The organism is Accumulibacter sp., from assembly GCF_023806635.1.
In the GTDB taxonomy this organism is placed as follows: Bacteria; Pseudomonadota; Gammaproteobacteria; order Burkholderiales; family Rhodocyclaceae; genus Accumulibacter.
Genome location: NZ_JAMTDQ010000042.1, coordinates 92,351 through 102,420 on the forward strand (window position 1 = coordinate 92,351; position 10,070 = coordinate 102,420).

The window sequence follows — 10,070 nt, forward strand, 5'->3', positions numbered from 1 at the left end:
CTTCTCCTTGATTGACTGGTTCGACTGACATCCGCGGCACGGCCGCGGACAAGGCAGACTATGGGGTCGAGCATGCATAAAGTCCAATAAGATATAATCGAGTGACCGATTTGTTCCGACTGATACATGCCGCGCCGCAGAATCACCCTTCGCCAACTTGAGAGCTTTACCGCCGTCGCTCGCCATCGCAGCTTCTCGAAGGCTGCTGCGGAGCTTCACCTGACGCAGCCGGCGGTGTCCCTGCAGGTGGGACAGATTGCCGACACCCTCGGCCTGCCGCTCTTCGAGCAGGTCGGTCGCACGCTGGTACTGACCGAGGCCGGCGAGGAGACGCTGCAGATGGCGCGCGCGCTGGACGACCTCTGGACCAGCTTCGAGGCCACCATTGCCGATCTCAAGGGCCTCAAGCGTGGCCGCCTGCGGGTCGCCCTGGTGACGACGGCGAAGTACTTCCTGCCGCGCCTGGTGGGTGACTTCTCTCGCCGCCACCCGGACGTCCATGTCGAGCTCGCGGTGGCCGATCGCGAGCACATCGTTGCCCGCATGCGGGCCAACCAGGACGACCTCTACGTCCTGCTCTATCCGCCGGAAGACGTGCAGGTGGAAGCCCATCCGCTGGTCGACAACGAGCTCGTGGTCATCGCGCCGCTCGCGCATTGGGCCGTGGGGCGACGGGTCGAGCTGGCCGAGCTGTGCGGCGAGCGCTTCATCCTGCGCGAAACGGGCTCCGGTTCACGGCGGACGATCGACTCCCACCTGGCGAAGCTGGCAATCAAGCTCGACGTCAAGCTGACGGTCAGCAGCAATGAGGCCATCCGCGAGCTGGTCGCCAGTGGCGCCGGACTGGCCATCCTGTCGCGGCAGGCAATGGGCACGGATCCGCGCCAGCAGGAAGTGTGCATTCTGGACGTCGGCGGATTTCCGCTGCGCCAGCCGTGGCTGCTCATGCATCGCCGTTGCAAGCTCCTGTCGCTGCCGGCGCGAGCCTTTCTCGAGGAAATGCGGGGACGGTGGCAGCCGCCTGTGGACAGCAACCAGACCGCCACTTGACGCCAGAGGGCATCGCGCCAAAGGGGGTCGTTCCGCTGACCCTTGGCGCCCCTCTTTGCCGGCTACGTTGTTGGCCGCCCGCCGGCAGTCACGACGCCTGATGCCGGCACCAGGGCCACTCCGTACTTGCGCGCGACGCGCTGGTACAGTTCACGTGCCGAGATCACCCGCACATTGCGCATGTCCTTCGCTTGCGCCAACTGCAGGTAACGCATTCCGCGCCGCGCAAGGTCGGCGTCCCAGCCCTTGCGGTCGAGGAGGGTGAAGATCGCTTTCGTCGCGTTGACCAGGAATTGCAGATTGGGCACCCGCTCCGCGGCCTCCATCAGCAATCTGACCGAACCTTCGACGTCACCGTTGCGTGCGGCCAGAACGCCGCGGTTGTTCAGTTCGACGATCTCCTTGCCGACTTCGGCCAGCAGCGCCTGCCCGTCGGCCTCCCGGCCCGCCTTGCTGTAGATGCCCTGCACCTTGGCAATCATGTTGCGATCCTCATGATTCTCGGCAGCCACCCGGCGGAAGATGTCCCGCGCCTCCTCCTCCTTGCCGGTCGCCAGGCATGCCTGGGCCAGGTCGAGGGTGAGCGCGTGTGACAGCGGTGAGCCCTTGCCCGGTTCGTGCAGGGACGTGCTCAACTGCAGCGCCTGCTCGATCATTTCGCGGGCTTTGGCCGGGTTGCCTTCCTGGTTGGCGCAGAGCGTCTCCATGACCAGTGCCGCCAGTTCGCCCTGCCTGCTGCCCCGCCAGTCGCGCCGCAGCTGTGCGGTGATCCTGTGGGCGCCGTCGGTCTGGCCGCGGTCGAGCAGGACTCGGGAGAGGTTCGTATAGTCGTCGACATTGCTCAGGGTCGAACCGCGCCGACGATCCAGCACCTTGCCATAGGCTTTCTCGGCGGTTGGCAGGTCATTGTTGCGCACCGCCAGATCACCGACCAGCCGCTGTCTTGATGCATTGTTTGGCGACTTCGCCGCCGCCTGCAGCAACACCGCCTGGGCTTCCGCCAGCTTGCCCATTTCTTCGCGGACTCCGGCGAGGAGATCGTAGGCGGCGGTGAACTCCGGAAAGTCCTCGACCAGCGACTGCCCCAGGGCTTCGGCGTCAGCCAACTGTTGCTGGTTGCGGCAGGCGACCGCCAGGCCCATTCGCGCCCAGGGAAGGACCCGCTGCGCAAGCACCTGCTGGTACACCGCCTGCGCTTCTGCAGGACGTCCGAGCACGTTCAGAATCTCCCCCTTGCAGCGCAGCAGATCCATGAGGAAACCGCTGTCCTGCCCCAGGAGGCGGTCGCAGGCGAGCAGCGCCTGCGCGTAGGCGCCGTTGTCGAGGTGATCGAAGACGGCGGCCAGGAACTGCTTCTTGTTGATTGCGCGCAGCAAGCGGCCACGCAGTTCGTCCGCCGTAAACGGCTTGATCAGATAATCGTCCGGAGCCAGCTCAGCCACCGAAACGACGTTGTGGTAGGTGCGCTCGCTGGTGACGATGATGAAAACGGTGGCCAGTTTCACCAGGTGCTGTTGCCGCAGTTCGTCCAGCAACTGCTGACCGTCACGTCCATCCTCGAGCCGGTAGTCGGAGAGAATGATGTCGAAACTGTTGGCCTTGACCTGTCGCAGGACCTCCGCTGATGTGCCGGCGGCATGCACGGTCGTGACGCCGATCGTCGACAGCATCGCCCGCAGCGTGCTGCGTGCATTGGGGTAACGGTCGATCAGCAGCGCACGTTTGCGCGCCAGATCCTTGCCCAGCTTGTGCAGTAGCTCAGCGATGGCGTCGGATGGGTTCATGGCCACACCTTACCGGAGACTCCGAGGTGCATCAAGCACTGCCGGAACTCGGCGCGCGAGCGCATCGGCTGCCTCCCGGCGATTGGCGGAGAGCGGCTCCGGGCCCGCCGACCAGCCGTGTCGCGGCGGTAGATGATAAGATACCGCGCTGCACAATTGGTGGTGCGCGGTTCGTATCCCGCTCGCCGCAGGATCGACGGGTCTACAGGAAGGCAATGACCGAACAACAGGCGGACAAAGGCTCAATACAGGTCATCGAGCGAATGATGGCGCTGCTCGAAGTTCTGGCCAACCTGCCGGAACCAGCGAGCCTGAAGGCGCTGGCACAGGCCACCGGCCTACACCCTTCGACCGCGCACCGCATCCTGGCGGCAATGATCGGTTCGGCTCTTGTCGAGCGTCACGACAGCGGCACCTACACGCTAGGAATCCGGCTGCTCGAACTGGGAAACATCGTCAAGTCGCGCATCAGCATCCGGCAGGTGGCTCTGCCCTGCATGCAGCAACTGCACGAGTCGATCGGCGAGGCGGTCAACCTGGGGGTTCGCCACGAGGACGAGATCATCTACGTCGAAAGGACTTCGAGCGGCCGCTCGCTCCTGCGTGTGGTCTATCTGGTTGGCGGGCGTGCTCCCCTGCACCTGACCTCGGTCGGCAAGCTGTTCCTCGCTGCCGACAGTCCGGCTGACGTGCGCGCGTATGCCCGCCGGACCGGTTTGCCCGGAAAGACCCCGCATTCACTGACCCGCCTCGATGCGCTCGAGAGGGAGCTCGACTGGATTCGCCGGCACGGCTTCGCCACCGACAACGAGGAAGCCGAGATCGGCTTGCGCTGCATCGCCGCGCCCATCCGCAATGACGAGGGCCACCTCGCCGCCGGACTTTCGGTCTCGGCACCGAGCGAGCGCCACGATCCGGAGTGGGTGGCGCCGATCAAGGCTACGGCAAGCCGGATCGAACAGGCACTCGGTTATCGTCAGCCGCTGCCGCTGTGAGCGGACGACGTCCTTCCGGAAGCAGGAGCGGGTGTACGCCGGCGGCCAGTGAGCTCTCGCAAGGCGCAGGCGATCGAGCTTGGGGCGACGCCTGCTACACTCCTGCCAGGCTGCAATGAGCCCATGCCATGCGCCCCGTACCCTCGATGCTGCCCCTTCTTTTCGTCTTCCTCTGGAGCACCGGTTTCATCGGCGCCAAGTTCGGTCTGCCCTACGCGGAACCGTTGAGCTTCCTGCTCGTCCGCTACCTGCTCGTGCTCGCCCTGATGACCATCCTGGCACTCGTTTCCGGCGCCCCGTGGCCGAGCGGTGGCCGCCAGCTGCTGCATCTCGGCGTTTCCGGCCTGCTGCTGCACGCGCTCTACCTGGGCGGCGTGTTCATGGCGATCAAGAATGGACTGCCGGCTGGTGTGACGGCCCTGGTCGTCGGCCTGCAACCGCTGTTGACCGCCGCCGGCGCCGGCTTTCTGCTCGGCGAGCGGGTCGCGCCACGGCAGTGGCTGGGACTGGTCATCGGCCTGGCCGGAGTGGCGCTGGTGGTGGCGAACAGGATCGGCGATCTGCCGCTGGTCGCGATGCTCCTGCCTGCGATTGCGGCGCTGTTCGGAATCACTGCCGGCACGCTGTATCAGAAGCGCTTCTGTGCCCACTTCGATCTGCGCAGCGGATCGGTCGTCCAGTTCCTGCCGACGGCGGTCTGCACTGCCGTGGTCGCGTGGTGGACCGAAAGCATGCACATCGAGTGGACGGCGGAGTTCGTTTTCGCCCTTCTCTGGCTCGTCCTGGTGCTTTCCGTTGGTGCGATCAGCCTCCTCAATCTACTGATTCGCAGCGGTAGCGCCGTCAATGTCGCCAGTCTTTTCTACCTGACGCCGCCGAGCACGGCGCTGATCGCCTGGCTGGTCTTCGGCGAGACCCTCGGTGCCGTGGCCATCGCGGGCATGTTGCTGGCCGTACTCGGGGTGTATCTGGCGCGCTTGCCACCACGATGAGCGAGACCGGGCTGCCTGCGTTGCGCATCCTGGGCGTGGACCCCGGGTTGCGCGTCACCGGGTTCGGCGTGATCGAGAAGGTCGGCAGCCGTTTGCGCTACCTCGCCAGCGGCTGCATCCGGACCACGGTCGGCGATTCGCTGCCCACCCGCCTGGGAACGATCCACACCGGATTGCGCGAGCTGGTGGCGCAGCATCGACCCGACGAGGCAGCGACCGAAATCGTCTTCGTCAACGTCAATCCACAATCCACCCTGCTTCTCGGGCAGGCGCGCGGGGCGGCGATCAGCGCCCTGGTCACCAGCGGACTGGCCGTTGCCGAGTACACCGCCCTGCAGGTGAAGCAGGCGGTGGTCGGCAACGGTCACGCCGACAAGGTGCAGGTGCAACACATGGTGCGTCACCTGTTATCCTTGTCGTCGATGCCGGCTGCCGATGCCGCCGATGCGCTCGCCTGTGCCATCGCGCACGCGCACGGCGGACACGGACTCGGGCGTCTGGCGGCTGGCAGCCTGCAGGTGCGTGGCGGCCGGTTGATCCTCAGGAAGGTCGTCGGCAAGAAGGAGGGGGGTGAGCGATGATCGGCCGGCTGACCGGCGTCTTGTTGGAGAAGAATCCGCCGCAGGTGGTACTCGACGTGCAGGGTGTCGGCTACGAACTCGACGTGCCGATGAGCACCTTCTACAATCTGCCGGCGAACGGTGACCGGCTGAGCCTGCTGACCCACTTCGTCGTGCGCGAGGACGGGCATTTTCTCTACGGGTTTGCCAGTGAAGGCGAGCGACATGCGTTTCGCCAGTTGCTGAAGATTTCGGGCATCGGCGCCCGCCTTGCATTGTCGGTTCTCTCGGGTCTCTCGGTGGGCGAACTGGCAGCGGCGGTGGCGCAGCAGCAGGTTGGCCGCCTGACGAAGATCCCGGGCATCGGCACCAAGACCGCCGAGCGCCTCCTGCTCGAGCTGAAGGGCAAGCTCGCCGACGCGCTGCCGAGCAGTACGACCGCGACGGTCGATGCGCATGACGACGTGCTCAATGCCCTGCTGGCTCTGGGCTACAATGAGCGCGAAGCGGCGGCGGCACTGAAGCAGTTGGCACCCGGCCTCACGACCGCGGATGGCATTCGACAGGCGCTGAAGATGTTGTCAAAGGTCTGAATCGACGATGAATCCGAGCCACAAGCAGCTTCTGCAGATCGCCCTCGTCGCCTTGCTGCTGACCGGCTGCATCGCCGTGCTCCTGCCCTTCACCGGCACGCTGCTCTTCGCCGTCGTCATCTGCATCGTCACCCTGCCAATTCGCAACCGGCTCCTGTGGCTTTGTCGCGGACGCAGCAATCTGGCGGCGCTGCTGGTCTCGATCCTGCTCCTGCTGCTCCTCGTCGCGCCGGTCGCACTGCTCTCCGGGTCGATTGCCGACGGCATCGAACTTGCCATCCGCTATCTCAAACCGCTGCTGGAGAATGGCCTGCCGGTGGAACCACCGAGCTGGCTGGCGACGCTGCCCCTCGTCGGGCGCGATGCCGCCGACTACTGGCAGAAGCTGGTGGCCAGCCGTGAGGAGATGAACAATCTCCTGCACCAGTTCGTCGAGCCGACCCGCAACCTGGCCCTGGCGACCGCGGCACTGCTGGCACAGGGACTGCTTCAGTTGCTGCTGGTCATCTTCTTCGTCTTCTTCATCTTCCGCGATGCACACATCTACGCCGACGCGCTGCATGTCGGCAGCCGGACACTTGCCGGCGACCTCGGCGAGCGCATGCTGGCGCTGGTCGAGGGAACGGTGACGGGAGTCATGGTCGGTATCGTCGGCACCGCCGCAGCGCAGGCGGTGGTGGCGATGATCGGCTTCCTCATTGCCGGCGTTCCCGGTGTCCTGATCCTGACGGTCGCCATGTTCTTCCTGTCGATGGTGCCGGTGATCGGCGGCACCCTGATCTGGATGGGCGCCGCCATCTGGCTCTACAGCGAGGGGCAGACTGGCTGGGCGGTGTTCATGGTATTGTGGGGGATGTTCGGGATCAGCGGCGTCGACAACTTCATCAAACCCATCCTCATTTCGCGCAGTTCGAGCCTGCCATTGCTGCTGATCGTCGTCGGGGTGTTTGGTGGTGTGCTGGTCTTCGGCTTCATCGGGTTGTTTCTCGGTCCGACCCTGCTGGCGCTTGGTCAGGTCCTGATCCGTGAATGGCTGGCACACGCCGCTGCGCGATCGGTTGCGGCGGATCAGGGTCTGCCGCAATGATCGAGACCGAAGACCTCTCGGCGCTTCCGCTGGCACGACTGGTGTCCGCCGCCTCGACCTCGTCCCAGGAAGAGGCCATCGAGCGCGCGCTGCGTCCGCGACGCCTGGCCGACTACGTCGGCCAGGCGAAGATCCGCGAGCAACTGACGATCTTCATCGAGGCGGCGAAGAAACGCAGCGACACGCTCGATCACGTCCTGCTCTTCGGCCCACCGGGCCTCGGCAAGACGACGCTGGCACACATCATCGCCGCCGAAATGGGCGTCAACCTGCGCTCGACCTCCGGCCCGGTGCTCGAACGAGCCGGGGATCTCGCGGCCATCCTGACCAACCTCGAGCCGCGCGATGTCCTGTTCATCGACGAGATCCACCGCCTGTCGCCGGTCGTCGAGGAGATCCTCTACCCCGCCCTGGAGGACTTCCAGATCGACATCATGATCGGCGAGGGCCCTGCGGCGCGCTCGGTCAAGCTCGACCTGCCGCCGTTCACGCTGGTTGGCGCGACGACGCGCGCCGGCATGCTGACCAACCCCCTGCGTGACCGTTTCGGCATCGTCGCCCGACTGGAGTTCTACACCCCCGAGGAGCTGAGCCTGATCGTCGCCCGCTCGTCGCAGCTGCTCAAGGTTCCTGCCGACGCAGCGGGTGCGCTGGAAATCGCCCGCCGCTCGCGCGGCACACCACGGATCGCCAACCGCCTGTTGCGGCGGGTACGCGATTTCGCCGAGGTGCGGGCATCCGGCCACATCACGCTGGAGGTGGCCGACGCGGCGCTGCTGCTCCTCGAAGTGGACCACGGTGGTCTCGATGTGATGGACCGCAAGCTGCTGTCGGCAGTCATCGACAAGTTCGCCGGCGGGCCGGTGGGGGTCGACAACCTGGCGGCGGCAATCGGCGAAGCGCGCGACACGATCGAGGATGTGCTCGAACCGTTCCTGATCCAGCAGGGCTTCCTGCAGCGCACGCCGCGGGGCCGCGTCGCCACGCCGGCGGTCTACCGGCATCTCGGCCTGACCATCCCGGGCGAGCAGCGGCAGGGCGCACTCTGGCAGGTACCCTGAGCGTGGGCTGATGCGGTCACAATCACTTACACTCGCCCACAGGGTGCTACCGTAGAATCGCGGCCGGCCATGGACCACGAGCGGAAACCGACTTTTACCTGCGCGGTGCGCATCTACTACGAAGACACCGATGCCGGCGGGCTGGTGTACTACGCCAATTACCTGAAGTATCTGGAGCGCTGCCGTACCGAATGGCTGCGCGCGGCCGGTTACCGGCAAGCCGACCTGCTGCGCGACCCGGGCATCGCCTTCGTCGTCCGCAAGCTCACGGTCGAGTATCTCAGGCCGGCACGGTTGGACGACGAGTTGATCGTCGGCCTCGAAGTGGAGCGGATCAGTCGGGCCCAAGTCTTCTTTCGGCAGCACATCCGGCGCGCCGGGGAAGGTGGCGACCGATCCTCGCTGGATCTGATCCACGCCGCCGTGCACATCGTCTGTGTGCATGCGGGCCGGATGAGAGCGGTATCGATCCCTGCAATTCTGCGCAACAAGATGGAAGCACTGCAATGAATGTCTCGCAAGACCTGTCGATCCTGCACCTGATCCTCAACGCCAGCGCTGTCGTGCAGGCCGTGATGCTGCTGCTCGCCGGCGTCTCGTTCATGTCGTGGTACTACATCTTCCGCAAGTGGTTCACCGTCAAGGCTGCGCGCGCACAGACCGAGCAGTTCGAGCGCGACTTCTGGAGTGGTGGCGACCTCAACAGTCTCTACCAGAGCGCGATCAACGATCGCCACAGCACGGGCAGCATGGAGCGCATCTTCGAATCCGGCTTTCGTGAGTTCACCAAATTGCGCAGCCAGAAGAACCTCGATCCGAAGGACGTCATCGACGGCTCGCGACGCGCCATGCGCGCCACGTATCAGCGCGAGATGGACAGCATCGACTCGCATCTCGCCTTCCTCGCCTCGGTCGGTTCGGTCAGTCCGTATGTCGGCCTGTTCGGCACCGTCTGGGGCATCATGCACTCGTTCCGCGGTCTGTCGAACGTTGGCCAGGCGACGCTGGCAGCGGTGGCACCGGGGATCGCCGAGGCGCTGGTGGCGACGGCCATCGGCCTCTTCGCAGCGATTCCGGCAGTCGTTGCCTACAACCGCTTTGCGCACGAGATCGACCGCCTGTCGTCGCGCTTCGAGTCGTTCATGGAAGAGTTCTCGAACATCCTGCAGCGGCAGATGAGGTAGAGCCATGCGTTCCCGTCGCCTGAAGAACGAGATCAACGTCGTCCCCTACATCGACGTCATGCTGGTGCTGCTGGTCATCTTCATGGTGACGGCACCGATGATGACCACCGCCAGCATCGACGTGCCGTCCGTCGGCAAGGCTGCACAACCGCCGGTCGAGGCGCTGCAGGTGATCGTCCGCGCCGACCGGACGCTGGCGCTGCTGGCTCCCGGCAAGAGCGAACGACCGCTGAGCCGGAGCGAACTGGTGCAGGAGATCGCCAGCGCGCAGCGCCGGAATCCGGAGCAGGCGGTGCTCATCGCCGGTGACAGGAACGTCCGCTACCAGGCGGTCCTTGAAGTGATGGACGATCTCCAGCGGCAGCAGGTCAAACGCATCGGCCTCCTCGTGCAGCCCTCCGACAGGTGAGTCGCTGAGCTGTGGAAGCGGTTCAGACCTTGCCGCGGATGCCGCCGGATGAGCCGGCGAAGTGGCCGTCCCTCGCCCTTTCCGCGGCCGTCCACCTGTTGCTCCTGGGTGCGCTGTTCCTCGGCGTGCAGTGGAAGAGCAAGGTGCCGGCGACGGTCGAAGTCGAGGTCTGGCGTGCCGCACCGGCGCCCCCGTTGAGCGCGCAGCCCGAGCCGAGGCCGGAACCCAGGCCGGCAACACCGAAGGCCGAAGCCAAACCCGAGCCCAGACCCGAGCCGAAGCCGCCAGCGAAGCCTGAGCCGAAGCCTGAGCCGAAGCCTGAGCCGAAGCCTGAGCCGAAGCCTGAGCCGAAGCC

The 10,070-nt window shown here is 65.5% G+C and carries 11 protein-coding genes and 1 pseudogene; 11 read left to right on the plus strand and 1 reads right to left on the minus strand.

The window, feature by feature from the left end; genetic code table 11:
* Positions 1-126 precede the first annotated feature (126 nt).
* Positions 127-1,050, plus strand: a complete 924-nt coding sequence (locus NFW30_RS07765; RefSeq protein ID WP_295353223.1) for a LysR substrate-binding domain-containing protein — start codon at positions 127-129, stop codon at positions 1,048-1,050.
* Positions 1,051-1,112: 62 nt separating this feature from the next.
* On the opposite strand, the gene NFW30_RS07770 is transcribed toward NFW30_RS07765, so the two are convergent.
* Positions 1,113-2,834, minus strand: coding sequence for a tetratricopeptide repeat protein (locus NFW30_RS07770; protein WP_295353220.1), 1,722 nt, complete (start codon positions 2,832-2,834; stop codon positions 1,113-1,115).
* Between the two features lie 215 nt (positions 2,835-3,049).
* Here NFW30_RS07770 and NFW30_RS07775 point away from each other — a divergent pair, with 215 nt between their 5' ends.
* From NFW30_RS07775 to NFW30_RS07820, 10 genes and pseudogenes are all read left to right on the plus strand, one after another.
* Positions 3,050-3,829, plus strand: coding sequence for an IclR family transcriptional regulator (locus NFW30_RS07775; RefSeq protein ID WP_295353217.1), 780 nt, complete (start codon positions 3,050-3,052; stop codon positions 3,827-3,829).
* 128 nt (positions 3,830-3,957) lie between these two features.
* Positions 3,958-4,821: a DMT family transporter gene (locus tag NFW30_RS07780; protein WP_295353214.1), complete on the plus strand. Its 864-nt coding sequence runs from the start codon at positions 3,958-3,960 to the stop codon at positions 4,819-4,821.
* Positions 4,818-5,402: a crossover junction endodeoxyribonuclease RuvC gene (gene ruvC / locus NFW30_RS07785; RefSeq protein WP_295353211.1), complete on the plus strand. Its 585-nt coding sequence runs from the start codon at positions 4,818-4,820 to the stop codon at positions 5,400-5,402. The genes NFW30_RS07780 and ruvC overlap by 4 nt, the downstream gene beginning before the upstream one ends.
* The gene (gene ruvA, locus NFW30_RS07790) at positions 5,399-5,974 is read left to right on the plus strand and encodes a Holliday junction branch migration protein RuvA (protein ID WP_295371960.1); all 576 of its coding nucleotides are present in this window, start codon (positions 5,399-5,401) and stop codon (positions 5,972-5,974) included. Before ruvC ends, ruvA begins: the two co-directional genes overlap by 4 nt.
* Positions 5,975-5,981: 7 nt before the next feature.
* Positions 5,982-7,061 (plus strand): AI-2E family transporter, encoded by a 1,080-nt coding sequence (locus tag NFW30_RS07795; protein ID WP_295353205.1) that lies wholly within the window; start codon positions 5,982-5,984, stop codon positions 7,059-7,061.
* Complete coding sequence (ruvB, locus tag NFW30_RS07800) at positions 7,058-8,122, plus strand: Holliday junction branch migration DNA helicase RuvB (protein ID WP_295353203.1); 1,065 nt, start codon at positions 7,058-7,060, stop codon at positions 8,120-8,122. The genes NFW30_RS07795 and ruvB overlap by 4 nt, the downstream gene beginning before the upstream one ends.
* A gap of 69 nt (positions 8,123-8,191) precedes the next feature.
* Positions 8,192-8,632 carry a tol-pal system-associated acyl-CoA thioesterase gene (gene ybgC, locus NFW30_RS07805; protein WP_295353200.1) on the plus strand — a complete coding sequence of 147 codons (441 nt, stop codon included), beginning with the start codon at positions 8,192-8,194 and terminating at the stop codon, positions 8,630-8,632.
* Complete coding sequence (gene tolQ / locus NFW30_RS07810; protein WP_034932331.1) at positions 8,629-9,306, plus strand: protein TolQ; 678 nt, start codon at positions 8,629-8,631, stop codon at positions 9,304-9,306. Before ybgC ends, tolQ begins: the two co-directional genes overlap by 4 nt.
* Positions 9,307-9,310: 4 nt before the next feature.
* Positions 9,311-9,715, plus strand: a complete 405-nt coding sequence (gene tolR / locus NFW30_RS07815) for a protein TolR (RefSeq protein WP_295353194.1) — start codon at positions 9,311-9,313, stop codon at positions 9,713-9,715.
* 11 nt (positions 9,716-9,726) lie between these two features.
* A pseudogene (locus NFW30_RS07820) lies at positions 9,727-10,070 on the plus strand (protein TolA); the annotation flags it as partial.

What these genes read in the sequence shown, in the direction of transcription:
- NFW30_RS07765 (WP_295353223.1), top strand. Translation starts at nt 127, where the DNA reads ATGCCGCGCCGCAGAATCACCCTTCGCCAACTTGAGAGCTTTACCGCC.
- NFW30_RS07770 (WP_295353220.1), bottom strand. Translation starts at nt 2,834, where the DNA reads ATGAACCCATCCGACGCCATCGCTGAGCTACTGCACAAGCTGGGCAAG.
- NFW30_RS07775 (WP_295353217.1), top strand. Translation starts at nt 3,050, where the DNA reads ATGACCGAACAACAGGCGGACAAAGGCTCAATACAGGTCATCGAGCGA.
- NFW30_RS07780 (WP_295353214.1), top strand. Translation starts at nt 3,958, where the DNA reads ATGCGCCCCGTACCCTCGATGCTGCCCCTTCTTTTCGTCTTCCTCTGG.
- ruvC (WP_295353211.1), top strand. Translation starts at nt 4,818, where the DNA reads ATGAGCGAGACCGGGCTGCCTGCGTTGCGCATCCTGGGCGTGGACCCC.
- ruvA (WP_295371960.1), top strand. Translation starts at nt 5,399, where the DNA reads ATGATCGGCCGGCTGACCGGCGTCTTGTTGGAGAAGAATCCGCCGCAG.
- NFW30_RS07795 (WP_295353205.1), top strand. Translation starts at nt 5,982, where the DNA reads ATGAATCCGAGCCACAAGCAGCTTCTGCAGATCGCCCTCGTCGCCTTG.
- ruvB (WP_295353203.1), top strand. Translation starts at nt 7,058, where the DNA reads ATGATCGAGACCGAAGACCTCTCGGCGCTTCCGCTGGCACGACTGGTG.
- ybgC (WP_295353200.1), top strand. Translation starts at nt 8,192, where the DNA reads ATGGACCACGAGCGGAAACCGACTTTTACCTGCGCGGTGCGCATCTAC.
- tolQ (WP_034932331.1), top strand. Translation starts at nt 8,629, where the DNA reads ATGAATGTCTCGCAAGACCTGTCGATCCTGCACCTGATCCTCAACGCC.
- tolR (WP_295353194.1), top strand. Translation starts at nt 9,311, where the DNA reads ATGCGTTCCCGTCGCCTGAAGAACGAGATCAACGTCGTCCCCTACATC.